The 24,777-nt window shown below is 71.7% G+C and carries 21 protein-coding genes; 13 read left to right on the top strand and 8 right to left on the bottom strand.

Annotated elements, in window-relative coordinates; genetic code table 11:
• Positions 1-31: 31 nt before the first annotated feature.
• Together ACZ6BB_RS32725 and ACZ6BB_RS32720 are read right to left on the bottom strand one after the other, a co-directional pair.
• Positions 32-2,251 carry a ricin-type beta-trefoil lectin domain protein gene (locus tag ACZ6BB_RS32725; RefSeq protein ID WP_471618739.1) on the bottom strand — a complete coding sequence of 740 codons (2,220 nt, stop codon included), beginning with the start codon at positions 2,249-2,251 and terminating at the stop codon, positions 32-34.
• A 295-nt stretch (positions 2,252-2,546) separates the two neighbouring features.
• A complete protein-coding gene (locus ACZ6BB_RS32720) occupies positions 2,547-3,461 on the bottom strand; it encodes an RNA polymerase sigma factor SigF (protein WP_471618738.1) in 915 nt (304 codons plus the stop codon).
• 234 nt (positions 3,462-3,695) lie between these two features.
• On the opposite strand from ACZ6BB_RS32720, the gene ACZ6BB_RS32715 reads away from it, so the two are divergent.
• The 4 genes from ACZ6BB_RS32715 (at position 3,696) to ACZ6BB_RS32700 (ending at position 7,543) form a co-directional block, all read left to right on the top strand.
• A complete protein-coding gene (locus ACZ6BB_RS32715; protein ID WP_471618737.1) occupies positions 3,696-4,064 on the top strand; it encodes an STAS domain-containing protein in 369 nt (122 codons plus the stop codon).
• Positions 4,065-4,536: 472 nt separating this feature from the next.
• Positions 4,537-5,052, top strand: a complete 516-nt coding sequence (locus ACZ6BB_RS32710) for an ATP-binding protein (protein ID WP_471618736.1) — start codon at positions 4,537-4,539, stop codon at positions 5,050-5,052.
• 495 nt (positions 5,053-5,547) lie between these two features.
• Positions 5,548-6,282 carry a peptidase gene (locus tag ACZ6BB_RS32705; protein ID WP_471618735.1) on the top strand — a complete coding sequence of 245 codons (735 nt, stop codon included), beginning with the start codon at positions 5,548-5,550 and terminating at the stop codon, positions 6,280-6,282.
• Between the two features lie 13 nt (positions 6,283-6,295).
• Positions 6,296-7,543, top strand: coding sequence for a hypothetical protein (locus ACZ6BB_RS32700; protein WP_471618734.1), 1,248 nt, complete (start codon positions 6,296-6,298; stop codon positions 7,541-7,543).
• A 92-nt stretch (positions 7,544-7,635) separates the two neighbouring features.
• Here the strand turns inward: ACZ6BB_RS32700 and ACZ6BB_RS32695 are convergent, their stop codons facing one another.
• Positions 7,636-9,180, bottom strand: a complete 1,545-nt coding sequence (locus ACZ6BB_RS32695) for a peptide MFS transporter (protein ID WP_471618733.1) — start codon at positions 9,178-9,180, stop codon at positions 7,636-7,638.
• 658 nt (positions 9,181-9,838) lie between these two features.
• Between ACZ6BB_RS32695 and ACZ6BB_RS32690 the strand changes: the two genes are divergently transcribed.
• The gene (locus ACZ6BB_RS32690) at positions 9,839-10,516 is read left to right on the top strand and encodes a response regulator transcription factor (RefSeq protein ID WP_037726315.1); all 678 of its coding nucleotides are present in this window, start codon (positions 9,839-9,841) and stop codon (positions 10,514-10,516) included.
• Between the two features lie 384 nt (positions 10,517-10,900).
• Entirely contained in the window at positions 10,901-12,169 is a 1,269-nt protein-coding gene (locus ACZ6BB_RS32685; protein ID WP_013003091.1) for an ATP-binding protein, read from the top strand.
• A gap of 65 nt (positions 12,170-12,234) precedes the next feature.
• On the opposite strand, the gene ACZ6BB_RS32680 is transcribed toward ACZ6BB_RS32685, so the two are convergent.
• A complete protein-coding gene (locus ACZ6BB_RS32680) occupies positions 12,235-12,777 on the bottom strand; it encodes a GtrA family protein (RefSeq protein ID WP_471618732.1) in 543 nt (180 codons plus the stop codon).
• A 263-nt stretch (positions 12,778-13,040) separates the two neighbouring features.
• On the opposite strand from ACZ6BB_RS32680, the gene ACZ6BB_RS32675 reads away from it, so the two are divergent.
• From ACZ6BB_RS32675 to ACZ6BB_RS32660, 4 genes are all read left to right on the top strand, one after another.
• Positions 13,041-14,180: a 5-(carboxyamino)imidazole ribonucleotide synthase gene (locus ACZ6BB_RS32675; RefSeq protein WP_471618731.1), complete on the top strand. Its 1,140-nt coding sequence runs from the start codon at positions 13,041-13,043 to the stop codon at positions 14,178-14,180.
• On the top strand, positions 14,177-14,701 hold the full coding sequence (purE, locus tag ACZ6BB_RS32670) for a 5-(carboxyamino)imidazole ribonucleotide mutase (RefSeq protein WP_471618730.1): 525 nt from the start codon (positions 14,177-14,179) through the stop codon (positions 14,699-14,701). The genes ACZ6BB_RS32675 and purE overlap by 4 nt, the downstream gene beginning before the upstream one ends.
• A gap of 38 nt (positions 14,702-14,739) precedes the next feature.
• On the top strand, positions 14,740-15,927 hold the full coding sequence (locus tag ACZ6BB_RS32665) for a dipeptidase (RefSeq protein ID WP_471618729.1): 1,188 nt from the start codon (positions 14,740-14,742) through the stop codon (positions 15,925-15,927).
• A 149-nt stretch (positions 15,928-16,076) separates the two neighbouring features.
• On the top strand, positions 16,077-17,339 hold the full coding sequence (locus tag ACZ6BB_RS32660) for a dipeptidase (RefSeq protein WP_471618728.1): 1,263 nt from the start codon (positions 16,077-16,079) through the stop codon (positions 17,337-17,339).
• Between the two features lie 103 nt (positions 17,340-17,442).
• Here ACZ6BB_RS32660 and ACZ6BB_RS32655 read toward each other — a convergent pair whose 3' ends face one another.
• The gene (locus tag ACZ6BB_RS32655) at positions 17,443-17,805 is read right to left on the bottom strand and encodes a VOC family protein (protein WP_471618727.1); all 363 of its coding nucleotides are present in this window, start codon (positions 17,803-17,805) and stop codon (positions 17,443-17,445) included.
• Between the two features lie 104 nt (positions 17,806-17,909).
• Between ACZ6BB_RS32655 and ACZ6BB_RS32650 the strand changes: the two genes are divergently transcribed.
• Positions 17,910-18,416 (top strand): CGNR zinc finger domain-containing protein, encoded by a 507-nt coding sequence (locus ACZ6BB_RS32650; protein WP_471618726.1) that lies wholly within the window; start codon positions 17,910-17,912, stop codon positions 18,414-18,416.
• Between the two features lie 132 nt (positions 18,417-18,548).
• On the opposite strand, the gene ACZ6BB_RS32645 is transcribed toward ACZ6BB_RS32650, so the two are convergent.
• Positions 18,549-19,892: a UDP-glucose dehydrogenase family protein gene (locus ACZ6BB_RS32645; RefSeq protein WP_471618725.1), complete on the bottom strand. Its 1,344-nt coding sequence runs from the start codon at positions 19,890-19,892 to the stop codon at positions 18,549-18,551.
• A 218-nt stretch (positions 19,893-20,110) separates the two neighbouring features.
• Between ACZ6BB_RS32645 and ACZ6BB_RS32640 the strand changes: the two genes are divergently transcribed.
• Positions 20,111-21,268, top strand: coding sequence for an acyl-CoA dehydrogenase (locus ACZ6BB_RS32640; RefSeq protein WP_471618724.1), 1,158 nt, complete (start codon positions 20,111-20,113; stop codon positions 21,266-21,268).
• A 173-nt stretch (positions 21,269-21,441) separates the two neighbouring features.
• Positions 21,442-21,807 carry a four-helix bundle copper-binding protein gene (locus ACZ6BB_RS32635; RefSeq protein WP_383886854.1) on the top strand — a complete coding sequence of 122 codons (366 nt, stop codon included), beginning with the start codon at positions 21,442-21,444 and terminating at the stop codon, positions 21,805-21,807.
• A gap of 66 nt (positions 21,808-21,873) precedes the next feature.
• Here the strand turns inward: ACZ6BB_RS32635 and ACZ6BB_RS32630 are convergent, their stop codons facing one another.
• Together ACZ6BB_RS32630 and ACZ6BB_RS32625 are read right to left on the bottom strand one after the other, a co-directional pair.
• On the bottom strand, positions 21,874-23,127 hold the full coding sequence (locus ACZ6BB_RS32630; protein WP_471618723.1) for an LCP family protein: 1,254 nt from the start codon (positions 23,125-23,127) through the stop codon (positions 21,874-21,876).
• Positions 23,128-23,257: 130 nt separating this feature from the next.
• The gene (locus ACZ6BB_RS32625) at positions 23,258-24,697 is read right to left on the bottom strand and encodes an LCP family protein (RefSeq protein ID WP_471618722.1); all 1,440 of its coding nucleotides are present in this window, start codon (positions 24,695-24,697) and stop codon (positions 23,258-23,260) included.
• Positions 24,698-24,777 lie beyond the last annotated feature (80 nt).

Genomic DNA, 24,777 nt, shown 5'->3' with positions numbered 1-24,777 from the left:
GCCCCGGATCCCCGGGGGTTCGGGGCCGGTCTCAGGAAGGGGCCGGTCCGGACCCGGCCCGCCACCGCTGCCCGTCGCGCCCCGACGCCAAGGCGAAGCCGACGGAACCGAGCGCGTCCGGCGTCACGGCGAACCGCTCTGCGATGGCCGGACGGATCACCCCCCGGGAGTCGACCTCGAACCTGAGGTTGTCGCCGTTGTCCCCGTCGAGCGAGTCGCACTCCCAGACGCCCACACCGTCGTCGATCGCCCCACGGCTGTCCAGGCACAGGTCGGGATCGGCGAACGACTGGAGGGCGGCACGCCCGGAGTCGAGACGCCAGCGCTGCGTGGCGCGCGAGGAACAGGTGGCCGTGACGACGTCGGTGCCCTCCGCCAACTCGCCCCGGATGTCCAGACACAGCCCCGAGGCGACGTTCACCACCTGCGTGTAGGCACCGCTCAGCGGCCCTCCGTACGGCGGCGACGGCGTCGGCGAGCCCGTGTCGGACGGGCTCGGGCTCGGGCTCCGCGTCGGCTTCTCCTTCCGCGGGGGCTTCGAGGGGCTCGCGGTCTCCGAGGGGGTCGGGGACGGCGTCGGGCTCGGCGGGGCCGTGGTGGTCGCCGCCCCCGACGGAGGCAGCGCGGGCGTACCGCCGGAACCGGCCGCGTCGTCGGACGACGACGAGCCGACCGACCCCGAGAACACCAGGAACGCCATCAGCGGCGCCAGCGCCACTCCGAGGGCCACCGAGGTGAGCACGACCCGGCGGGACCGCGACCACCTGGCCCCCGCCGCCCCGTCCGGCACCTCGGCCCCGCTGTCGCTCCCCGACGCCGCCCAGGCCCCGGCGGCCGGCCCGGGCCCGCCCCGAGGCACCGCTGCGACCCCGCCCACGGGACGATCCTCGCCGTCGGAGCCGAAATCGGAGCCACCGGAAGGGAATCCGGAAGCTGAAACGGAAGGGGATGCGGAACCGGGAAGGGACCCGTGACCGGAGTCGACGCCGGTACCGCCGTGGCCGACGCCGGACCCGGTCCGAATGCCGGACCCCGAGCCCGAGCCAGACCCGGACGCCGTACCCGTACCTGAGTCCGATGCTCCCTGCGTGTCAGGCCCGGGCGGGAAGCCTCTGCCCGGGCCGCCGCCCAGGCCCGACTCCGCCCACGCCTCCGCCGCCGCGGCGGTCGCGGCGGCGGCCTCGGCCCACCCTCCCGTTCTGGCGCCCGCCCCGGACCCGCTCCGCGGCCCCGTCCTCGCCGCCCAGCTCCCGCCGGACGTCCCGGACGTCCCTGGCGCCCTGGTCGCCTCGTCCGGCCTCTCGGCCTCCGACTCCGAGAAGTCCTCCGCGCCCTCCACGCCGGCGCCCGGCCGACCGCCCACGCGTCCGCCGGCCCCGGCCCGCGCGCCGCGTGAGCCGCGCGTGTACGCCGTACCGCCCCAGGGCAGCAGCCCCTCCGCCAGCGTCGCGCGCGGGCTGTCGCGCAGGGCGCACAGCTCCTCGTAGGCGCCGGCGCAGTAGTCGCAGTACTCCATGTGGGCGTGCAGATCGGCGCTGTGGCGAGGGGAGTCCGGTCGTACGGACTCCTCGATCAGCCGGCGGAAGTCCTGGCACCGCGGATCGTCCGAGGCGGCGAGACGCACGCGGAGACACGCCTGGCGCAGGGTCTGGAGCGCGGACTCCCGCTTGTACGTCACGTCGTCGGGGGTGAGGCCGAGCAGCACGGCCGTGCGCTCGTCCGGCTCCTCCTCCACGACGCCGTACCAGATGAGTCCCTGGGGCCGGGGCGGCATGAGCTGGAACGCCGCGAGCAGGGGCGGGACGGGGCCCTCGGGGCCCGCCGCGGCCAGCACGGGGCGCAGGGCGGGGGCGAGGCCGGTCGCGTGTTCGTCCGTGGTCCAGGTGGCGGCCACGCGGACGGTCAGCAGCAGCAGTTGGTGGCGCCAGGGCACGGCCGCCTCGGCGCCGCGTGCCGTCTCCCGGGTGGCGGTCGTGAACGCCTGCGTCGCCAGCTCCAGGGCCGAGGACTCGCTCGCGGCACACAGCCGGGCGTAGGCGAGGACCGACGGGTGATGGCGCTCACGCAGCTCGCGCAGGGCCGTGTACGCGATCGGCGAGTCGGTGCGCAACAGCGCGGTGAGCCGTGCGTCCGACGCGTTCGCGTGCTGGTGCTCGGACCCGTCGTCGGGGCGTGCGCCCGGCGTGCCGGTGTCCTGCCGGTACTCATGGCTGTCGTCGTCGCCGGGGCGCTCGTCCCGAGCCCGAGTCATCCTCGTGCCTCCTCGCACCCCCGTGACCGCCAGTCGGCTTCTGGAACACCGAACAGTCTGGCGCGTGACCATAGTGACGGAAGGTGAACCGAAGGGAAGGGGTTTCTTGCGGTAAGGCGGTGAAAGATCGGCAGGCCGGAAACGATTCGGCCGGGTTCGGGAGGAGTGTCGTCTCAACTCCTGCCGAACCCGGCCGTCTTCTGTCACCGATACGGTGACCGTCATCACGGTCACCGCCATTCACCACGCCGCCGTCACGGGCACCGTCGCGGACGGCCCGGCGGCGCCCGTCCGCTCACTCCTCCAGCGTCAGTCCCTTGCGCAGCCTCACCAGCGTGCGGGACAGCAGCCGGGAGACGTGCATCTGGGAGATGCCCAGTTCGTCCCCGATCTCGGACTGCGTCATGTTGGCCACGAACCGCAGGGAGAGGATCTGCCGGTCGCGCGGCGGCAGTCCGGCGATCAGCGGCTTCAGGGACTCGACGTACTCGATGCCTTCGAGCCCGTGGTCCTCGTAGCCGATCCGGTCGGCCAGCGCGCCCTCGGAGTCGTCCTCCTCCGGCTGGGCGTCCAGGGACGAGGCGGTGTAGGCGTTCGAGGCCGCCATGCCCTCGACGACCTCGTCGTTGGTCAGCCCCAGGCGCTCCGCCAGCTCGCCCACCGTGGGGGCGCGGTCGAGCTTCTGGGCCAGCTCGTCACCGGCCTTGGCCAGGTCGAGCCGGAGTTCCTGAAGCCTGCGCGGTACGCGCACGGACCAGCTGGTGTCGCGGAAGAAACGCTTGATCTCGCCGACGATGGTGGGCATCGCGAACGTGGGGAACTCGACGCCCCGGCTCAGCTCGAAGCGGTCGATCGCCTTGATCAGGCCGATCGTGCCGACCTGGATGATGTCCTCCATGGGCTCGCTGCGCGAGCGGAACCGGGAGGCGGCGAACTTGACCAGAGCCAGGTTGAGTTCGACCAACGTGTTGCGGACGTACGAGTACTCGTACGTGCCTTCCTCAAGGGACTCCAGCCGCTCGAAGAGGGTCTTGGACAGCGCCCGCGCGTCCACCGGTCCCACCTCGTCGTACGGGGGGATCTCCGGCAGGTCGGCGAGTCCGTCGCCCGGATCGTGGGCGAGGTCGTCCTGACTCTCTTCCGGGGCGGATGCCGACGTCGCCCTCTGGGTATGCGATGCGTCGAGCCGGGGTGACATGATGTCCTCCATCGTTCTCGGCATATGGCCGCCGATGCCTGTACGTGCACTGCGGTGTGCGGCGCCTCCAAAGCCGGCCGTGTCGTTTGGTGCACTACTAGCCCTACCCGGTTTCAGGACGTCGTCGCAAGTGCGTGGTGTACTGAAATGTCCCTTTTCGGGGGATTGTTCGGGTGTCGGAGAGTGTGGAGAAGGCGTAGTGTTCGAGGCCGAGTCAGCAGTCACGACGGTCGGGAGAGAGACGGCATGGACCGTGGGACGGTCGGCAGCGCACAGTCGGGCCGGCTACGGGTCGAGGTGCGGGAAGAGGGCTCCAGTGCCGTGGTGACACCGGCGGGTGAGCTGGATCACCACACCGCCGATCTGTTGCGCGAGCCACTCGAGAGCTGCCTGGAAAAGGGCTTCGCGCGTCTGGTGGTGGACTGCTCGCTGCTGGAGTTCTGCGACTCCACCGGGCTGAACGTCCTGCTGGGCGTGCGGCTCAAGGCGGAGGCGGCGGGCGGCGGAGTCCATCTGGCGGGCATGCTCCCGGCGGTGGCGCGGGTCTTCGAGATCACCGGGGCGGACGCGGTGTTCACCGTCCACGACACCCTTGACGCGGCCTTGGGGGACTAGGTCCGTGTCCGTCGGCCGCGGCCCTCGCCGAGGGAGCCGCCGGTCCGGTCGGCGCAGCCGTCGAGCCTGGCGCCCGGCCCGCGGGACGGTCTCCGGCACCCGCCCGACCGGCTGATTGTTCGCGTCACAGCTTCTGTGCCGAAAACATGGGTGTTCTGACGGTTCGCTCGGGCAGGAGACATCCTGAACGTGCCGGCGAACGGGCCGGCTGCCCGGGAGAGCCCGGTGGCGGGGCGTGGACGGCGGTGGGGTGTACGGCGCGGGTCCTGCAGCGGCTCGGCGGCGGCTCGACGGCGGTGCCGCGGCGACCCGGCGACGGCTCGGCGGTGACTCGGAAGTTCGGCGAAGTGCGACGGGAAGTACGGATGGCGCAACGGATGACAGTAGAAAACAGCACGTGGCGCGGGCCTGTGTCCCGCACCCTTGATGAGTCCTGAATCGTGTATTGGTGAATCGGTGAGGTGAAGCGCTGATGAGCACCACCCGGCCCTTCTCGCCGGGCGACCGCGGCCCGGAACCGGGTGCCGGCGGCGCTTCCGGGGCGCCCGGGGGAGACCCGCCCGCGGTCCCCGCCACGGGGCGTCGGTCCCGTCGGCTCAGCTTCGAGGGTGAGAGCGGCGTGGTGCCGCTCGCCCGCGACTTCACCCGCCAGGCGCTGTACGAGTGGGGGTGGCTGCCGGCCGCGACCGCGGACCAGCGGGCGGCGGCCGAGGACGTCCTGCTGGTGGTGTCCGAGCTGGTCACCAACGCGTGCCTCCACGCCGAGGGACCCGCCGAGCTGCGGATCGGGTGCGACAACAAGGTGCTGCGGATCGAGGTGTCCGACCGGGGGACGGGGAATCCGGCCCCCCGGACACCGCACCGGGCGGGCCGCCCGGGTGGGCACGGCATGTTCATCGTGCAGCGGCTGTGTCTGGACTGGGGGGTCGTACGGGATCCTGGCGCGTCCGGGAAGACGGTGTGGGCGGAGCTGGGGGCTCCGGCCTGACCGCAGCGGGGGCGCTCGACGCCCCCGGCGGGTTGGTGAGGGCCGATGCGCGGTGCTCCGAGCCCTGGGGCGCTCCGGGCGAGAGCGTCGGCACGGGTCCGTGAGCCCTGCCGGCGTGGACCCCGCCCCGGTCGTCGTGGATCGCCGGGCTGTCGGTGAGGGCTGTGAGCCCGCCGGTGTGGGCCGTGTGCCTGCCGCCGAGAGCCCGTAGGGCTGGGCCGTGGGGCCGGGGGCCGCAGGCTTGTTGTCATGGATCGACGGGCAGCCGACGTGGCCGTTGAGTCGCGCCGTGCACCACGGCATGTCGCCCTCGGGCTCGTCGCCGTGCAGCACGAGCCGATGCCCGGGCTCCACGGGCCGTCGCCGTGGAGGCCGCCGCGTCGGTCGGTGGGCGGTCGTCCCGGGGCATCGACACTCAATCCGACACCTGCGTGTGTCTTCCTTCTCCACGGGCCCCGGCGTACCTTGAGCCGCCGATCTGATGTTCCGTCAGAAATGTGGGGTGCCGAGGTGTCGTACCGGACGTACCAGAAACGAACCGCCGCGCTCGCGTCCCTCGCGGCCCTGGCCGGCTCAGCGGTGCTGATGGCCGCCCCGGTGGCCCATGCCGAGGTCGTGGACGTCGAGTACAACTGCAAGACGCCGATCGGGGACAAGTCCGCGGTGTCGCCGATCGACATCAAGGGCGTCGAGAGCGGCGACGGCTACAAGATCACGATGTCGTGGCAGAAGGGCGTGTCGTCCAGCCCGGTCGAGCTGGGCAAGGGCGCGATGACGCCGAGCGCCACGATCGAGCTGGGCGGGGCCGACAGCGGGACGCTCACGGTGACCGGGCCGGCGAACCAGGAGGCGATCCCGCCCAACACGCCGATCAAGATCAATGACCTGAGCGGTACGTACACCCCGAAGAAGACCGGCAAGGTCGACTTCACCGCGGGTGTCCTCACCATCAAGGCCCTCGGCACGGTGACCACCTGCACACCGGGGAACGATCCCGGCCCCTCGCTCACCCTCGACGTCACCGCCGCCGGCGGGGGCGCCTCGGGCGGTACGGGCGGCGGCTCCGCCACGGGCGGCTCCGGCGGTACTGGCGGCTCGGGCGGCGAGCTTCCGCAGACCGGGCCCCTGGACTCGGCGGTCGCACTCGGCACGCTCGGCGGGACGGTACTGCTCGCGGGCGCGGCGGGAGCCCTGTGGGTGACACGCAGGAACCAGGCGGTACGTCGCTGACGGGAGCCGGAACGTGATCAGAAGGCGGCCGGTCCCGGCGGCGCACCCGGCACAGCCCCCCACCCCGCGCACCTCGGCGCTCACGGTGGTGCTCGTCCTCGTCGTGGCGCTCCTGGCGGCGCCCTTCGGCGGCGGGAGCGCGCTGGCCGCGGACGGGCCGACGGTGAAGCTGTCCAAGTCGCAGGCCGGGACCGGTGGTTCGGTCACCGTGACCGGCGGCGGCTGGCGGCCGAAGGCGATCCTGATGGTGCTCATCTGCGGTCGGTCCACGCCGGCGCGGGGGGTGCCCGGCGGCACCGACTCCTGTGCCAACGCCGACGGGCGGGCCGTCACCGCCGACGACAAGGGCGGCTTCCGCCGGGAGTTGCCGGTGTCCGAACCCCCGGTGCCGTGTCCCTGCGTCGTGCACGTCTCCACCATCACGGGCCCGAAGGCGGCGGCGGACGCGGCCTTCCAGGTCGCCGGGCACTCGGTCGAACCGTTGCCGAGGGAGGCCGCCGGCGGACAGCTCTCGCTGCTGACGGACGCTCGACTGGCGGGCTCCGACGGGCTGTTGACCTGGTTCGGGGCGCCACCCTCCCGGGAGCTCGTCCTCACCGTCGGCAATGTCGGCACCTCGCCGGTCAGGAATCCCGTCTTCCAGGTCGGCACCTCGCACGGCGTGTTCGCCCCGCGCTGGGAGGAACAGCGGTGGCGCGGAACGATCCGGCCCGGCGGCAGGGCCCGGATCACGCTGCCCGTGGACCTCGCGGCCGGGGCGCACGGCGACTACACCGTCTCCCTCAAGTACGGCGGGAGGGTACTCGCCGAACGACCGTGGGCCGTGGGCCGACCCTGGGGTGTCACCCTCTTCTGGCTGATGCTCTGCCTCGTCGTACCGGCGGTGCTGTTCCGGACGGGAATGGCGGTGGTGGACCGGGTGCGCCCGGCGCGCACGGCTCCCGAGGGGCGGGGACGCGGGCGGCGCCTGCCGGCGTGGGTGCCCCGGCCGAGCCCCTCGAACGCGGCCCACGCACAACCCCGTACGCCGTCCCCCGCACGTACGGTCCCCGTCCCGGCATCGGCCCCGAACCTGCCGTGGTTCACCCCCGACACCGGCCGCGGAACCATCCCCGACACCGGCCGCGGAACCATCCCCGACACACGTCGCGACACGCCCCCCGACACACGTCGCGACACGCGCCCCGACACCGCCGGCGTCCCCCCGACAGCCTCGCGCAGCGCCCCGCTCTCCTCGGCCCCGGAGGACCCGCCCACCTGAGACCGGCGGGTGCACGGCCGAGGGGGCGGGACGAGAAAGGGCCGCCGCACCCGGAGGTGCGGCGGCCCTGCCCGGATCGGCCGGAGCCGGGGTCAGTTGACGTCGCCCGTGAGGGCCCTGACCTTCTTGCGGTACATGTAGATCGCGAAGCCGGCGAGGACCGCCAGGGTGGCCTCGACGGCGACCATGCCGGTCCCGCTGAGGTCGAAGCCGCCGACGGCGGGGTTGGAGAGCAGGCCGGTGACGGAGTCGCCCGCTGTGACCGCGAGGAACCACACGCCCATCATCTGGCCGGCGTACTTGGCCGGGGCCATCTTCGTCGTCACCGACAGGCCGACCGGGGAGAGGCACAGCTCGCCGACGGTCTGGATGAAGTAGATGCCCACCAGCCACATCGGGCTGGTCAGGGTGCCGTTCGCCGCCATGCCCAGCGGGATCAGGAAGAAGAAGAACGAGACACCGATGAGCACCAGGGCCATCGCGAACTTCACGGCCGTGCCGGGCTCCCGGCCCTGGCGGTTGAGCCACAGCCAGAGCCAGGCGAACACCGGGGCCAGCGCCATGATGAACAGCGGGTTCAGCGACTGGTACCAGGAGGTCGGGAACTCGAAACCGAGCAGTGAGCCGGCCACCTTCTGGTCGTTCGAGCCGAAGGCCTGGACCGTGGAGGCGCCCTGGTCGTAGATCATCCAGAACACGGCGGCGGCGACGAAGAACCAGATGTAGCCGGTCATCTTCGACTGCTCGGCGGTGGTCAGTTCCTTGTCCCGCTTGATGCGCAGCAGCACACCCGCCGGGACGACGAGACCGATGACGGTCAGCGGGATCATCGCCCAGTTCAGGGTGAAGTGGCCGCTGAGACCGACGGCGCCGTAGAAGACGGCCGCGACGGCCAGCCAGAGCAGACCCTTGCGCAGCCAGGAGGCACGCTCCTCGGCCGCCAGCGGCTTGGGGACGATGTCGCTGGTCGGGCTCAGGGTCCGGCTGCCGGCGAGGAAGACGGCGAGACCGATGGCCATGCCGACCGCGGCCAGACCGAAGCCGAGGTGCCAGTTGACCTCCTGGCCGACGGTGCCGATGGCCAGCGGGGCGAAGAAGGCGCCCGCGTTGATGCCCATGTAGAAGATCGTGAAGCCACCGTCGCGCCGCGGGTCACCGGGGCCGTCGTAGAGGTGGCCCACCATCGTGGAGATGTTGGCCTTCAGCAGACCGGAACCGGCCGCGACCAGCGCCAGGCCCACGAAGAACGGTGCCTGACCGCCCGGCAGGGCGAGCACCAGGTGCCCGGACATGATCGTGACGGCGGCGATCGCCACCGTCCTGCGGGGTCCCCAGACACGGTCGCCGAGCCAGCCGCCGGGCATCGCGAGCAGGTACACCATCGCCGAGTAGACGGCGACGATCGTGGTGGTGGTGGCCAGGTCCATGGCCAGGCCGCCGCCCATGCTCCCCTTGCCGGCGTCGGGGCCGCCGGAGAGCAGGTAGACGGTGAGGAGGGCCTTCATGCCGTAGTAGGAGAACCGCTCCCACATCTCGGTCATGAAGAGAGTGGCCAGTCCGCGGGGGTGGCCGAAGAAGGTGGCCTCGGTGCCGGGGGTTCCCCGGCCGGCCGGGTCCTTCGTCAGGCTGGACGCCATGGTCGTTCCTTGCAGATCGGGACGGCGCACGTGGGGGCGCGCGCCCGGTGGTGGGGCGGCCGGCACCGGACGGCCGGAACGTCCGCCCCACCACGCGGGGGTCCACCCCGGGTCACGGGACGGCGGACGGCGACCACCGGGATCCACGCCTCTCTACGCGCGTTGACGCATCGATGCGTCCCGCGTGTCCGGGGCCCGGCCACAGGTCATTACGCACATGTCATTACGCACGGGAAAGAGACCTTCCGTGCGGATATGCCGCCGAAGGTCCCCTCGTGTTGCTACAGGCGTTCCGTCACCATACGTCAGAAGGCCGCGCGAAAAGGAAGGGCTTGAGAGGCGGATCACAGGTAAGAGCGCAACCATGAGCATGTATTCGAAGGTCCCAGCTGGGTTCGGGGTGTGTAGACGCAGGTGGTGGACGGGTGTCGGCGGCGTCGGAGCGTCATGTCCACGAGCCCCCCGCGCGATCCGCACCGGCTCGGGGCGCCTTCTTCACATGGCGTCACGCGGTGGTGTGGATCTTCACCGGTGGCGGGACGAATCGCCCGCCGCCGTGGATCATGCGCGAGGAAGGTGAGAGAACCCTCGGGCAAGGTGTGAATCCTGCTTGCCGATCACCCTCCACCTGCGGTTCTGGTCGGACTACCATCACCCCATGACCCGTGTACTGCTCGCCGAGGACGACGCGTCCATCTCGGAGCCGTTGGCTCGCGCACTGCGCCGGGAAGGGTACGAGGTGGAGGTCCGCGAGGACGGCCCCACCGCGCTGGACGCCGGCATGCAAGGTGGCATCGACCTGGTCGTCCTGGATCTGGGGCTGCCCGGCATGGACGGCCTGGAGGTGGCCCGCAGGCTGCGTGCCGAGGGGCACACCGTGCCGATCCTCATCCTGACCGCGCGCGCCGACGAGGTGGACACCGTCGTCGGCCTCGACGCGGGCGCCGACGACTACGTCACCAAGCCCTTCCGGCTCGCCGAGCTGCTGGCCCGTGTCCGGGCGCTGCTCCGGCGCGGCGCCGCGGAGCCGGCACAGCCGCCCGCCACCCACGGGGTGCGGATCGACGTCGAGTCGCACCGGGCATGGATGGGTGACGAGGAGCTGCAGCTCACGGCCAAGGAGTTCGACCTGCTGCGGGTCCTCGTACGCGACGCGGGCCGGGTCGTCACCCGAGACCAGCTGATGCGGGAGGTCTGGGACACCACATGGTGGTCGTCGACCAAGACCCTCGACATGCACATCTCCTGGCTGCGCAAGAAGCTGGGCGACGACGCGGCGAATCCGCGGTACATCGCGACCGTGCGAGGCGTCGGGTTCCGGTTCGAGAAGAACTGAGCGGGTCGGTGGGGCCGGGTCGCCCCGCGGCCCGGGGGAGTGTGCCGCGGCGGCCGCGGTGGGTCGTCGCCGGCCGCGCGGTTCCCCGGGCACCCTGACGCGGCGGCACACGGGTGGGCGTCCGCGCTCCTGACGCGGCAGCGTACGGGTGGGCGTCCGCGCTCCTGACGAGCCGGACACGGGTGAGCGTCCGCCCCGGCCGGGAGAACCGCACACGTCCGCTTCCCTGACGGGAGAACCGCATACGTCCTCCCCGGAGGACCGCGCGCGGGCAGGTGTCCGTGCCCCCGGCCCGGCGGCCCGCCCGGGTGCCGCACAATCGAAGGTCTCAGAACACTCCGCCCCGAAGGTCCCAGAACACCCCGCCCCGTCCGGAGGGCAAGCGTGCGCCGCCGTCTCATCCAGTCCACCCTCGCCGTCGTCCTCGTCGTCATCGCCGTCTTCGGGGTCTCCCTCGTCATCGTCGAGACCCGCACGATCAGCAACAGCGCCCAGGAGCGGGTGGAGTCCGAGGCGGTCCAGCTGACGAGCATCGTGGACAGCCGCATCATCGGCGACGAACGGATCACCGCCGAGGTCCTCCGGGACCAGGTCGGCGACCAGCGCTACGCCCGCATCGAGATCCCCGGCCAGAGCACGATCGAGATCGGCGAGAAGCCCGTCGGTGACGTCATCCGCCACGAGGCCAGGGGCGAGAAGGACGAGACCGTCACCGTCGAGGAGTCCCGCTCGGCGGTCAGCCGCGAGGTCGGCCGTACGCTGCTGATCATCGCGGCGGTCGCCCTGCTCGCCGTCATCGCCGCGGTCCTCCTCGCCGTACGCCAGGCCAACCGCCTCGCCTCGCCGCTCACCGACCTCGCCGAGACCGCCGAACGGCTCGGCTCGGGCGACCCGCGCCCCCGGCACAAGCGGTACGGCGTCCCGGAGCTGGACCGGGTCGCGGACGTCCTGGACGCCTCCGCCGAGCGCATCGGCCGCATGCTGACCGCCGAGCGGCGCCTCGCGGCGGACGCCTCCCACCAGCTGCGTACGCCGCTGACCGCGCTGTCCATGCGGCTGGAGGAGATCACCCTCACCGACGACCTCGCCACGGTGAAGGAGGAGGCGCACATCGCGCTCACCCAGGTCGAGCGCCTCACGGACGTCGTGGAACGGCTGCTCACCAACTCCCGCGACCCCCGCAACGGCTCGGCCGTCTCCTTCGAGCTGGACGAGGTCATCAAGCAGCAGCTGGAGGAGTGGCGGCCGGCCTACCGCAGCGCCGGACGGGCCGTCGTCAGCTCGGGCAAGCGGCACCTGCAGGCCGTGGGCACGCCTGGCGCGGTCGCCCAGGTGCTGGCCGCGCTGATCGAGAACTCGCTCATGCACGGCGGCGGCACGGTGGCCCTGCGCACCCGCGTCATCGGGAACCAGGCGGTGATCGAGGTCACCGACGAGGGGCCCGGGGTGCCCGCCGATCTCGGGGCGCGGATCTTCGAGCGGGCGATCAGCGGGCGCAACTCGACGGGCATCGGGCTGGCCGTGGCGCGCGACCTCGCGGAGGCCGACGGAGGGCGCCTGGAGATGCTGCAGGCGCAGCCGCCGGTCTTCGGTCTCTTCCTGTCGCGGACGCCGGTACGCACACCGTCCGGCGACGACCGGCCCGTCCGCTGACCGTCACAGCGACTGCCCGTGACCGTGGAATGGCCGGGGGCTCCTGCCCGTGACCGTGGGACCCTTCAGCGGCGCTTGCCCGTGACCGCGGGCGGGTGGGCGGGCTCGGCTTCGAGGAACGACTCCGCGCTCGCCACCGCCTCACGCGCCGGGAGCGTCCGGAACACCCAGGTGCGGTACGACCAGAACCGGAACAGGGTCGCGACGCCGATGCCGAGGAACTTGAAGAAGTTGGACTGCAGCGGGCTGTCCCAGTCGAAGCCGTACGTGGCCGTGTAGAGCACCCCGTTCTCGATCACCAGTCCGACCGCGCTGAACAGCAGGAACAGCGACATCTCCTTCGTACGGCCGCTCTTGTCGCGGTCCCGGTACGTGAAGTAGCGGAAGCCGACGTAGTTGAACGCGATCGCGACGACCGTGGCTATGACGCTGGCCCGCACGACCTGCAGGTCGGTGGTGTGCCGTACGAGGTTGAACACCGCGAGGTTGACCAGCAGCCCCACACCGCCCACCGCGCCGAACTTGGCGACCTCGCGTACGAGCAGGTCGATCCGGCGGCGCAGGGCGCCGTGGGGCCGTGTATCAGGCCCCGAGCTGGTATGTCCCATCGTGTGCGGCCCCGTCGCTCGGTCCGGTCGGTGTCGTGCCGGTGGTCGGCCGGTCGCTGCCCGTCCGAAATGAGTTGATCTTCGGTCGAAAATCCACTGGTTCCGCCATGCTAACCAGCCCCCCTGGGCAATGCCTGTGCGGAAGCTCACAGCCGGGACACGGGGGAGGTCCCGGGGCCGTCCCGGGGCGGTCCGAGGGGGGAAACGAGCGGGGAGAACGGGCACCCGGGAGTGGCCGATTCCATGGCCGATACCCTGGGGGCGTGACGTTCCCCGTAGTCGGCATGGTCGGCGGTGGCCAGCTCGCTCGTATGACACACGAGGCGGGCATCCCGCTCGGCATCAGGTTCAAGCTCCTCAGTGACACCCCTCAGGATTCCGCGGCGCAGGTCGTCGGCGATGTCGTCATCGGCGACTACCGCGACCTCGACACGCTGCGTGCGTTCGCGCAGGGCTGCGACGTGATCACCTTCGATCACGAACACGTACCCACCGAGCATCTACGGGCGCTGGAGGCGGACGGCATCCCCGTGCGCCCCGGCCCGGACGCGCTCCAGCACGCCCAGGACAAGGGGGTGATGCGGGCGAAGCTCATGGAGATCGGCGTGCCCTGTCCACGGCACCGCATCGTCGCCGACCCCGACGACGTGGCCGCGTTCGCCGCCGAGGGCGAGGGATTTCCGGTCGTCCTCAAGACGGTCCGCGGCGGCTACGACGGCAAGGGCGTCTGGGTCGTCCGTTCCGTCGAGGACGCCGCCGAGCCGTTCCGCGCCGGGGTCCCGGTCCTCGCCGAGGAGAAGGTCGACTTCGTGCGGGAGCTGGCCGCCAATGTCGTGCGGTCGCCGCACGGCCAGGCCGTCGCGTACCCGGTCGTGGAGTCGCGGCAGGTGAACGGCGTCTGTGACACCGTCATCGCGCCCGCCCCCGACCTGGACGAGGCACTCGCCCTGAGGGCCGAGGAGATGGCCCTGCGCATCGCCAAGGAACTGGACGTCGTGGGTCACCTCGCCGTCGAGCTGTTCCAGACCCGCGACGGACGCGTCCTCGTCAACGAGCTGGCCATGCGCCCCCACAACTCCGGCCACTGGAGCCAGGACGGCGCGATCACCTCGCAGTTCGCCAACCACGTACGGGCCGTCCTCGACCTGCCGCTGGGCGACCCGCGCCCGCGCGCGAGGTGGACCGTCATGGTCAACGTCCTCGGCGGCGACTACCCCGACATGTACTCCGCGTACCTGCACTGCATGGCCCGCGACCCCAAGCTCAAGATCCACATGTACGGCAAGGACGTGAAGCCCGGCCGTAAGGTCGGTCACGTCAACACCTACGGCGACGACCTCGACGACGTGCTGGAGCGCGCCCGTCACGCCGCCGGATATCTGAGAGGCACGATCACAGAATGAGCCCCGTCGTAGGCATCGTCATGGGGTCGGACTCCGACTGGCCCGTCATGGAGGCCGCCGCGCAGGCCCTCGACGAGTTCGAGATCGCGTACGAGGTGGACGTCGTCTCCGCGCACCGGATGCCGCGCGAGATGATCCGTTACGGCGAGGACGCCGCGGGCCGGGGCATCAAGGTGATCATCGCTGGCGCGGGCGGCGCCGCCCATCTGCCCGGCATGCTCGCGTCCGTGACCCCGCTGCCGGTCATCGGCGTGCCCGTGCCGCTGAAGTACCTCGACGGCATGGACTCGCTGCTGTCGATCGTGCAGATGCCCGCCGGTGTGCCCGTCGCCACGGTCTCCGTCGCCGGGGCCCGCAACGCCGGTCTGCTGGCCGCGCGCATCCTGGCCACGCAGGACGAGGAACTCCTCGGCCGGATGCGGGAGTTCCAGCAGGAGCTGAACGACCAGGCGACCGAGAAGGGCAAGCGCCTGCGCACCAAGGTCGAGGGAGCGGGCAGCGGCTTCGGCTTCGGGAAGTAGGCATCACGGACATGACGGGGATCACGGGGGAGATGGCCATGACATCGCTGGAGGCGGCCCGGGAGCTGCTGCGGGAGTTCCCGGTCGCGGACGGGCACAACGACCTGCCCTGGGCGCTGCGCGAACAGGTCCGCTACGACCTCGACGCGCGGGACATCGCCGTCGACCAGAGCGCGTTCCTGCACACCGACCTGGCACGGCTGCGCGCGGGCGGGGTCGGCGCGCAGTTCTGGTCGGTGTACGTGCCCTCGAACGAGGCGTTCCTGCCCGCGGCGGTCTCCGCGACCCTCGAACAGGTCGACTGCGTACGGCAGTTGATCGACCGTTACCCCGCCGAGCTGCGGGCCGCGCTGACCGCCGCCGACATGGAGGCGGCCCGCGCCGAGGGCCGTGTCGCCTCGCTGATGGGCGCCGAGGGCGGCCACTCCATCGACAGCAGCCTCGCCACCCTGCGGGCGCTGTACGCGCTCGGCGTCCGCTACATGACGCTCACCCACAACGACAACATCCCCTGGGCGGACTCCGCGACGGACAAGGCGGCGGTCGGCGGTCTGTCGGCCTTCGGCCGGGCGGTCGTGCGGGAGATGAACCGCGAGGGCATGCTCGTCGACCTCTCGCACGTGGCCGCGACCACGATGCGTGACGCGCTCGACACCTCCGTCGCCCCGGTGATCTTCTCCCACTCCTCCTCGCGGGCGGTCTGCGACCACCCCCGCAACATCCCGGACGACGTCCTGGAGCGGCTCCCGGCCAACGGGGGAGTGGCGATGGTGACGTTCGTGCCGAAGTTCGTGCTCCAGGCCGCCGTGGACTGGACGGCCGCCGCCGACGAGAACATGCGGGTCCACGGTCTGCACCACCTCGCCACCACGCCCGAGGCCATGGCGGTCCACCGCACCTTCGAGGAACGCAATCCCCGCCCGGTCGCCACGGTGTCCACGGTCGCGGACCATCTCGACCACATGCGCGAGGTCGCCGGCGTCGACCACCTCGGCATCGGCGGCGACTACGACGGCACGGCCTTCACCCCGGACGGTCTGGGCGACGTCTCCTGCTACCCGCACCTGATCGCCGAGCTGCTCGACCGCGGCTGGTCCCGGCCCGACCTGGCCAAGCTGACCTGGCGCAACGCGGTCCGGGTGCTGGGCGCGGCGGAGGACGTGGCCCGGGACCTCCAGGCCCGGACGGGCCCGTCGAACGCGACGCCGGAACAGCTGGACGGGTGACACCGGGCGCCGCCCGGGCATCACCCGGGTGGCGTACGGCGGCCCCGGCGCCGCCGTACAACCCGAACGCGCCACCCACCAGGAAGGCGGACGGCCTCCGTGCCACGGTGACGAGTACTGCGATCACCCAACGGCTACGGAGGTCCGCCATGGCAGATCTGCAGGACGAACTGCACGCCGCGGGGGAGGCCGGCGAACTCGACACGCCCCCCGACAACACCCACGCCCGGTCCGGGAAACGCGGCCACCGGCCGCCGGGCGCGGAGCCCATAGCCCCCGGCGACACAGGGACGGCGGGCGGCCACCCCGGCGGCAGGCAGGCCGGGCCCGACGGCGGCCGGGCCGAGGACTCCGGCCGCGCCACCGAGCCGTCCTCGGAGCCGTCCTCGGAGTCCTCCGAGCCCCCCGACGAGCTGGCCGAGGCGCACGCCTTCCTCGTCGCCCACCCGGTGGCCGACGGCTACAGCGGACTGCCCTGGGTGCTGCGCCAGCTGCCCAGGTACGACCTGGAGCTGGGCGAGGGCGGCGTGGACACCGATGTGCCGCGGATGCGCAAGGGCCACATCGGCGCCCTGTTCTGGTCGCTGCACCTCCCGGAGGGCCCGGCGGGCGAGCGGCCCGTCGACGCCACCCTGGAGCAGCTGGACCTGGTCCGGACGGTCGTCCACACCCACCCCGAGGGCCTGCGGCTGGTGAACAGCGCGGGGGAGACCACCGACGCCCGCAACCGCGGCCGCGTCGCCGTGCTGCTCGGCCCCGCCGGAGCGCCGGCGATCGGCGACTCCCTGGGCATCCTGCGCTCTCTGCAGGCGCTCGGCCTGAAGGCCCTCACCCTGGCCGGAGCGTCCTGGGCGGGCGAGTCGGGGCTGAGCCGGTTCGGCGAGGAGGTGGTCCGGGAGATGAACCGCATCGGCGTCCTCGCCGACCTCTCCGGCGCCGGCGAGGCGACCGTTCGCCGGGCGCTCGCGCTGTCCCGCGCCCCGGTCGTGTGCACCCGCTCGGCGGCCGGCGCCCTGCGGGCCCACCCCGCCAACCTCTCCGACGAACTCCTCGCCGCGCTGGGCGAGGCACGGGGGCTGTGCATGGTGCCGCTCACCGCCGAGCAGACCGGCCCGTCCGTCCGCGATGTCGCCGACCACCTCGACCACGTGCGCGCGATCGCCGGCCCCGAGTGCGTGGGCCTGTCCGGCGCCTACGACTCCGGCGCCGCCCACCCCGAGGACCTCACCGACGCCTCCTGCTACCCCCGCCTGGTCGCCGAACTCATGCACCGGGGCTGGTCCGAACCCGACCTCGCGCTCCTCACCTGGGGCAACGTCCAGCGGGTCCTGCGCACCGCCGACTTCACGGCCAGAGCGGCGAAGGACCGCCGCGAGGCCTCGACGGCGAGCATCACCGACCTGGACGGCTGACGGGGGCAGCCGCGCCCCCGTCAGGGGTGCGGGGAACCGCGCGACCAGCCGCGAACGACCCGCGGCGTTCAGCTCCCCGCACCCCCTCCCCCTACCGCGAGACTCAGCTGCGGCAGAGACAGAACGGATGCCCCGCGGGGTCCGCGTACACCCGGAACCCCCGCTCCCGGTCCTCCGCGTCCAGCACCGTCGCCCCCAGCGCCAGCACCTCCTTCTCCGCCGCGTCCATGTCCGTCACGTTCAGGTCGAGGTGGAACTGCTGCGACCGCTCGGCCGAGGGCCACTGCGGTGCCACGAACCCGGGCGCCTGCTGGAACGCCAGCCGCACACCCCCGCCCGGCACCTCCAGATCCACCCAGTCCCCCTCCCCGCTGACCTTCCCGCCGATCACCTCGGCGTAGAACCCGGCGAGCGCGGCCGGGTCGGGACAGTCCAGAACGACGACATCCAGCTCGGCGATGGCCATGGCCTTCTCCCTGCTCGTTGCTGCGCGTGAACTTGGTTACCTGTAGAGGAGAGTAACCAGTAACGGTTACCTCATGCATGCCGAATAGAGGTAACGTCCCCGGTATGAGTGCGAGAGCGTCCGCCCCCGGCGGCCTGGCCCTCGTCGAGAGCCTGGTCAACACGCTGGACCTGGAGACGGGCGCCGACGTGCTGGACACCCCGGAGAGCCGCGTCCGCCTCGGCCTGGCGTCCGACGAGGACCTCACCGCCGTACGCGGGCTGCGGGAGTCCCTGCGGGCGACGCTGCTGGCCCACGCCGGGCACGCGCCGCACGGCCCGGTGACCCCGCTCGGGGCGCTGCTGGCCACCGCGCCCCTGATCGTCGTGGTCTCCGCCGAGGACGGCTCCGCGGCCCTGCGCCCCGCCACCGACCCGGCGCCCCTCGTCTCCCGCGTCGCCGCGGCCGTCGCCGAGGCCCTCACGGCGGGCACCTGGCAGCGTCTCAAGGCATGCGAGGCCCCCGACTGCCACTGGGCGTACTACGACCGCAGCCCGGCCGGCCGGGGCCGTTGGTGCTCGATGCAGGTGTGCGGCGCCCGCGCGAAGATGCGCCGCTACCGCGCGAAGTAAGCGCTTCGCCCCCACCGGCCCCCGGAACCGTGGAGAATGCGGGAAGACGCCGTTCCGGCCGACTGAGCCTCGGCCGGAGCGGCGTCGCCCCGTCCTGTCCTCGGGACTCCGTGGCCGGGCCGGGATACGGCCCTACGCCGTCGGCCGGCCCATCGCCCGGTACGTCCAGCCCGCCCGCCGCCACAGCTGCGGGTCGAGCGCGTTCCGGCCGTCCAGCACGAGCCGGGTCGCCGCGACCTCGCCCAGCGCCGCCGGGTCCAGCTCGCGGAACTCGCGCCACTCCGTCAGATGCAGCACGATGTCGGCGTTGCGCACGGCCGCGAGCGCGGAGTCGGCGTACCCGAGCGTCGGGAAGAGCCGCCGGGCGTTGTCCATGCCCTTGGGGTCGTAGACGGTGACCTGGCCGCCCTGGAGGTGGATCTGCCCGGCCACGTTGAGGGCGGGGGAGTCGCGTACGTCGTCGGAGTCGGGCTTGAAGGTCGCGCCGAGCACGGCGACCCGCCGGCCCAGGAACGAGCCGCCGCCCAGCGCCTGGCGGGCCAGCTCCACCATCTGACCGCGCTGCCGCATGTTGATGGAGTCGATCTCCCGCAGGAACGTGAGCGCCTGGTCGGCACCCAGCTCTCCGGCGCGGGCCATGAACGCCCGGATGTCCTTCGGCAGACAGCCGCCACCGAACCCGATCCCGGCCCGCAGGAACTTCTTGCCGATCCGGTCGTCGTGCCCGATGGCCTCCGCCAGCTTGGCGACATCGCCCCCGGCCGCCTCGCACACCTCCGCCATCGCGTTGATGAAGGAGATCTTGGTGGCGAGGAAGGAGTTCGCGGAGGTCTTCACCAGCTCGGCGGTCGGGAAGTCGGTGACGACGAACGGGGACCCCTCGGTCACCGGCGTCGCGTAGACCTCACGCAGCAGCTTCTCGGCCCGCTCGCTGCGCACACCCACCACGATCCGGTCCGGGTGCAGCGTGTCGCTCACGGCGAAGCCCTCGCGCAGGAACTCCGGGTTCCAGGCCAGTTCGGCGTCGGTCCCGGCGGGCGCGTGCTCCGTGAGATACGCGGCCAGCCGGTCGGCGGACCCCACCGGCACCGTCGACTTGCCGACGACCAGGGCCGGGCCCGTCAGATGCGGGGCGAGCGAGGCGAAGGCCGCGTCGACGTAGGACATGTCACAGGCGTACTCGCCGTGCCGCTGCGGGGTGTTCACACAGACGAAGTGGATGTCACCGAAGGCCGCGACCTCGGCGTAGTCGGTCGTGAAGCGCAGCCGTCCGGTGGACCCCTCGATCCCCGCGACATGCTTGCGCAGCAGCTCCTCCAGCCCCGGCTCGTACATCGGGACCTCGCCCCGCCGGAGCATGTCGATCTTCTCCTCGACGACATCCAGCCCGAGCACCTCGAATCCCAGCTCGGCCATGGCGGCGGCGTGGGTCGCGCCGAGATAGCCGGTGCCGATCACGGTGATCTTGAGGGCCATGGGGTGCTCCTGGGATGTCCGGCGGCCGGGGGTGTCGAACATGTGTCGCACATGCTCTGTCGTGGCGCTGCACGAGCATAGTCGGGGCGTGTTCGAGCCCTTCACCGGGCAGATCTCCCGGGGTGGCGGCCTGTCGTCAAGCTCACGTATCACTCGCGTGGGCGGACCACTAAAATTGGGTTACTTAACGGTAGTTAGCGTCAGGAGCGTGAGAGACCTTGGCCGGATCGGCTGATTTCGACCTGTACCGCCCGTCCGAGGAGCACGACATGCTCCGTGACGCGATCCGTGCCCTCGCCGAGGCGAAGATCGCGCCCCACGCCGCCGCCGTGGACGAGGAGGCCCGCTTCCCCCAGGAGGCGCTGGACGCGCTCGTCGCCAACGACCTGCACGCCGTGCACGTGCCCGAGGAGTACGGCGGCGCCGGCGCCGACGCGCTCGCCACGGTCATCGTGATCGAGGAGGTGGCCCGCGCCTGCGTGTCGTCCTCCCTGATCCCGGCCGTCAACAAGCTGGGCTCCCTGCCCGTGATCCTCTCCGGCTCCGAGGAGCTGAAGAAGAAGTACCTGGGCCCGCTCGCCAAGGGCGACGGGATGTTCTCGTACTGCCTCTCCGAGCCGGACGCCGGCTCCGACGCGGCCGGCATGAAGACCCGCGCGGTCCGCGACGGCGACCACTGGATCCTCAACGGCGTGAAGCGCTGGATCACCAACGCGGGCGTCTCCGACTACTACACGGTCATGGCCGTCACGGACCCGGAGAAGCGCTCCAAGGGCATCTCCGCCTTCGTCGTCGAGAAGTCCGACGAGGGCGTCTCCTTCGGCGCCCCGGAGAAGAAGCTCGGCATCAAGGGCTCCCCGACCCGCGAGGTGTACCTCGACAACGTCCGCATCCCCGCCGACCGCATGATCGGCGAGGAGGGCACCGGCTTCGCCACGGCGATGAAGACCCTGGACCACACCCGGATCACCATCGCCGCCCAGGCCCTCGGCGTCGCCCAGGGCGCCCTCGACTACGCCAAGGGCTACGTCCAGGAGCGCAAGCAGTTCGGCAAGCCGATCGCCGACTTCCAGGGCATCCAGTTCATGCTCGCCGACATGGCCATGAAGATCGAGGCCGCCCGCGCCCTGACCTACCAGGCCGCCGCCAAGTCCGAACGCGGCGACAAGGACCTCACCTTCCAGGGCGCCGCGGCCAAGTGCTTCGCCTCCGACGTCGCCATGGAGGTCACCACGGACGCCGTCCAGCTCCTCGGCGGCTACGGCTACACCCGCGACTACCCGGTCGAGCGCATGATGCGCGACGCCAAGATCACGCAGATATACGAGGGCACGAACCAGGTCCAGCGCATCGTGATGGCCCGCAACCTGCCGTAACCCCTTCGGTGCAGCGCGTACACAGCCCCCGGCACCCCGCCGGGGGCTGTCGCCTTCCGGGGCGAAAGGGGCGGATCGTTTCCGTCCGCCCGATGGCGGACGGGGGCGGTCGGGCGTAGGACGGAAGTGCACGGGGTCCGCCCCGGACCCCGCTCCCACCCCCAGGAGGAGCCATGACGCAGCACGCCGGAGCCATGACCACCATGAGCAAGGAGATGCAGGAGTGCGTCAACGCCTGCATGACGTGCCACAGCATGTGCGAGGAGACCATGAGCTCCTGCATGCAGGCCGGCGGCCAGGCCCAGATGCAGATCATGCGCGCCCTGATGGACTGCGCAGAGATGACCCGTATGTGCGCGGACATGATGATGCGGCGCTCGCCGCTGTCCGCCGAGATGTGCGCGATGTGCGCCCGCGCCTGTGACATGTGCGCGGAGGCGTGTATGTCCATGCCGGACGATCAGCAGATGATGCGCTGTGCCGAGGCGTGTCGCCGCTGCTCCGAGACGTGCCGGACGATGGCGGGCGCGACCGCCTGACCCGCACGGCACACGGCCGAGGGGCACCCCGCCACGGGGTGCCCCTCGCTCACGCGGTCGCAGGGGTCAGCCGTCCGACACCGTCACCGTCTCGTCGTTCTTCAACTGCTGCACCAGCTGCTTCACCTTCTCGGTGTTCCACTGGAGGTTGCCGTTGCCGGCGTTGCCCGAGATCGGCATGTTCATGGACTTGCCGTCGCCGCCGGTCACGCCCTTCATCGCCCAGAACATGTCGGCCAGGTCGAACAGGCTCATGTCGTTGTCGACGATCAGGGTGTCCAGGCCCGCGCTCATCGTGGGGTACAGCTTGAAGGGGTTCAGGATCGTGCTCGGCGTCGCCGTCTGGCTGGCGAGGGCCGCGAGGAACTTCTGCTGGTTCTTCGTACGGTCCAGGTCGCTGCGCTGGAGGGCGTAGCGGGTGCGGACGAAGGCGAGGGACTGCTCGCCGTTCAGCGTCTGCTTGCCCGCCTCGAAGTTGGCGCCGGACTTGGTGTCCTTCAGGCCGCCCTTGGGGATGTCGATCTCCACGCCGCCGACCGCGTCGACGATGTTCGCGAAGCCCGCGAAGCCGATCTCCACGTAGTGGTCGATGTGCAGACCCGTGTTGGCCTCGACGGTGCGGACCAGCAGCTCGGGCCCGTCCTCCGCGTAGGCCGCGTTCAGCTTGACCTGGCGGCCGGTGCCCTTGAACGTCTTGCCGGACTCGGAGCCGACGAACGTCGGGATCGTGACGTTCGAGTCACGGGGCAGCGAGACCAGCGTCGGGCCGTTCGATCCGGTGTGCAGGATCATCATCGAGTCCGTGCGCTTGCCGTCGGCGGACCCGGTGTGGAGCTCCTTCTTCTGGTCGGCGGACAGGCCCTCACGGCTGTCGGAGCCGACGATCAGGTAGTTGGTGCCCTCGCCCGCCTCCGGCCGGTCGATGACCTTCGACAGGTCGACCTCGCGGTTCAGCTTGGAGTCGGCCCAGAAGTACGTGCCGATCGTCGTCGCGAGCACCACCACGGTGACCGTGATCGCCGTCAGCTTGATGCGACGCCGCCAGTCAGGCGCGGGACGGTCGCCCCGGCCGCCGCCGGGGCCGCCCGGACCGCCGGCGCCGTAGACCTGGCCGGTGTTGTAGTCGCTGGTGTAGCCGCTGCCGTACTGGTCGGGGCCGCTGTTGCCGTAGGCGTCGCCGTACGACGGCTGCTGGGGCACACCACCCTGAGGGGGTGCCGACGGGCCGCGACGGACCTGGCGCATCACACGCGGACCGTCGGGCTGGGCGAAGTCGCCGCCGCGGTTGTTGCCGGACCATCCCTCGGGCCAATCGTTCATGCGCCCAAGTGTGCCGGGTCCGGCCATGCCCTTTACAAGGGTCGATGAAAAACAAAGGCAGGGCTGTTGCGAAGCCGACACAAATTGCACGGTTTTGTAGGGGACCAGGCGCTTCGGACGATCGCGGGGCTCAGGGGCACGAGACCTGGTCGCCCCGCACCACGCCCGACTCGCCCTGCCCGGGGTTCTCCGCCCGCACCTTGCGCACCTGCTGGAAGTCCGTGCCGGCGACGACCCGGAGGGTGGGGCCCTGGGCGCGGACCGGGCGCAGTTCCGAGCCCGGGAGGGCGGTCGCGAGGGAGTGGGCGGAACGGTCCCAGCGGGGGTCGTAGACGACGACCGTACGGCGGACGTCCTGCCGCGGGGCGTTGACCGGGGCCTTCGTGGTGCGGAAGCCGGTGGCGGCCAGCTGGCGGTCCACCTTCCTGCCGAGGCCGGGGAGGGCCGTGCCGTTCTCGACCTGGACGCGGATCTGCTGGGGGGCGACCTCGACGAGGGCGTGCCCGCCGCGCGCCTTGTAGGGGGCGAGGGGGCGGTCGTCGCGCAGGGCCTCGAACAGACGGGCCGCCTTCGCGTCGTCCCACTTGAGGGTCGAGCCGATGCCCTCCACGGCGTACCCCATGCGCCCGATGGGCACGGTGGTGAACTCGGAGGAGGCCGGGGTGAGGTTCCGCAGCGCGCGGCCGAGGTCGATCAGCTCGCCGGTGCCGAACTCCTTGTCGGCGCGGACGGAGCCGAGGACGGCCTGTGTGATGTCCCGGAACTTCATCGGGTTGAGCAGGACGCCGGAGGAGGTGGCCTGGGACATCAGCGACGCCATGAAACGCTGCTGGCGCTTCATGCGGCCGAGGTCGGAGGAGCCGTCGGCGTGCCGGGAACGGACGTACTGCAGGGCCTGGCCGCCGTCCAGCTCGTGGGTGCCGGCGGTGAGGTCGAGGCCGGTGTAGGAGTCCTTGAGGGGCTGGGCGGTACAGATCCGGACACCGCCGAGGACGTCGACGGTGCGCATGAAGCTGGTGAAGTCGACCTCGACGTAGTGGTCGATCTTCACCCTGGTCATGTGCTCGACCGTGCGCACGGTCAGCTGCGGGCCGCCCTCCGCGTAGGCCGCGTTCAGCTTGATCGGGTGGCCCTTGTGGGTCCTGCCCGTGGCGCGGTCGGTCCGCGCGGGCGTCTCGGCGTACGAGTCGCGCGGCAGGCTCACGACGCTCGCGCGCTCCCGGTCCTCCGAGATGTGCACGATCATCATCGTGTCCGTGCAGTGGCAGGGGGCGCCGCCGAGGCGGTACCTCCGCCGCTCCTCCTCGCTGATCCGGTCGCGGCCGTCGGTGCCGACCAGCAGCACGTTCATGCCGTGGCCCGCCTCGGGGCGGTTCTTCATGTCCTTGAAGGCGTCGACCCGCTTGATCTCGCCGTCCAGGCGGGTCACCACCGCGTGCCCGATGCCCGCGGCGGCCAGCACCACCACGGAGAGCGTGGTCACCGCCCGCATGGCCCAGCTCCGCCGCCGCGGTGGCACGGGAGGTCGGGGCTGCTGCGGGCTGGCTGGGCGGCGGGGCGGTGTGGACACGGGGGGACACCTCCGCGAGACCGGTGAGGGGAGTCAGGGAACCGTGAGCACCGTAGGGCCCCGGGATCGGTGGCCCGTCC

The organism is Streptomyces sp. NPDC041108, assembly GCF_055592645.1.
The sequence above is the reverse complement of the archived record's forward strand: the minus strand, read 5'-3'. Positions and strand labels throughout refer to the sequence as shown.

What these genes read in the sequence shown, in the direction of transcription:
- ACZ6BB_RS32725 (WP_471618739.1), bottom strand. Translation starts at nt 2,251, where the DNA reads ATGACTCGGGCTCGGGACGAGCGCCCCGGCGACGACGACAGCCATGAG.
- ACZ6BB_RS32720 (WP_471618738.1), bottom strand. Translation starts at nt 3,461, where the DNA reads ATGGAGGACATCATGTCACCCCGGCTCGACGCATCGCATACCCAGAGG.
- ACZ6BB_RS32715 (WP_471618737.1), top strand. Translation starts at nt 3,696, where the DNA reads ATGGACCGTGGGACGGTCGGCAGCGCACAGTCGGGCCGGCTACGGGTC.
- ACZ6BB_RS32710 (WP_471618736.1), top strand. Translation starts at nt 4,537, where the DNA reads ATGAGCACCACCCGGCCCTTCTCGCCGGGCGACCGCGGCCCGGAACCG.
- ACZ6BB_RS32705 (WP_471618735.1), top strand. Translation starts at nt 5,548, where the DNA reads ATGTGGGGTGCCGAGGTGTCGTACCGGACGTACCAGAAACGAACCGCC.
- ACZ6BB_RS32695 (WP_471618733.1), bottom strand. Translation starts at nt 9,180, where the DNA reads ATGGCGTCCAGCCTGACGAAGGACCCGGCCGGCCGGGGAACCCCCGGC.
- ACZ6BB_RS32690 (WP_037726315.1), top strand. Translation starts at nt 9,839, where the DNA reads ATGACCCGTGTACTGCTCGCCGAGGACGACGCGTCCATCTCGGAGCCG.
- ACZ6BB_RS32680 (WP_471618732.1), bottom strand. Translation starts at nt 12,777, where the DNA reads ATGGGACATACCAGCTCGGGGCCTGATACACGGCCCCACGGCGCCCTG.
- purE (WP_471618730.1), top strand. Translation starts at nt 14,177, where the DNA reads ATGAGCCCCGTCGTAGGCATCGTCATGGGGTCGGACTCCGACTGGCCC.
- ACZ6BB_RS32665 (WP_471618729.1), top strand. Translation starts at nt 14,740, where the DNA reads ATGACATCGCTGGAGGCGGCCCGGGAGCTGCTGCGGGAGTTCCCGGTC.
- ACZ6BB_RS32660 (WP_471618728.1), top strand. Translation starts at nt 16,077, where the DNA reads ATGGCAGATCTGCAGGACGAACTGCACGCCGCGGGGGAGGCCGGCGAA.
- ACZ6BB_RS32655 (WP_471618727.1), bottom strand. Translation starts at nt 17,805, where the DNA reads ATGGCCATCGCCGAGCTGGATGTCGTCGTTCTGGACTGTCCCGACCCG.
- ACZ6BB_RS32650 (WP_471618726.1), top strand. Translation starts at nt 17,910, where the DNA reads ATGAGTGCGAGAGCGTCCGCCCCCGGCGGCCTGGCCCTCGTCGAGAGC.
- ACZ6BB_RS32645 (WP_471618725.1), bottom strand. Translation starts at nt 19,892, where the DNA reads ATGGCCCTCAAGATCACCGTGATCGGCACCGGCTATCTCGGCGCGACC.
- ACZ6BB_RS32635 (WP_383886854.1), top strand. Translation starts at nt 21,442, where the DNA reads ATGACGCAGCACGCCGGAGCCATGACCACCATGAGCAAGGAGATGCAG.
- ACZ6BB_RS32630 (WP_471618723.1), bottom strand. Translation starts at nt 23,127, where the DNA reads ATGAACGATTGGCCCGAGGGATGGTCCGGCAACAACCGCGGCGGCGAC.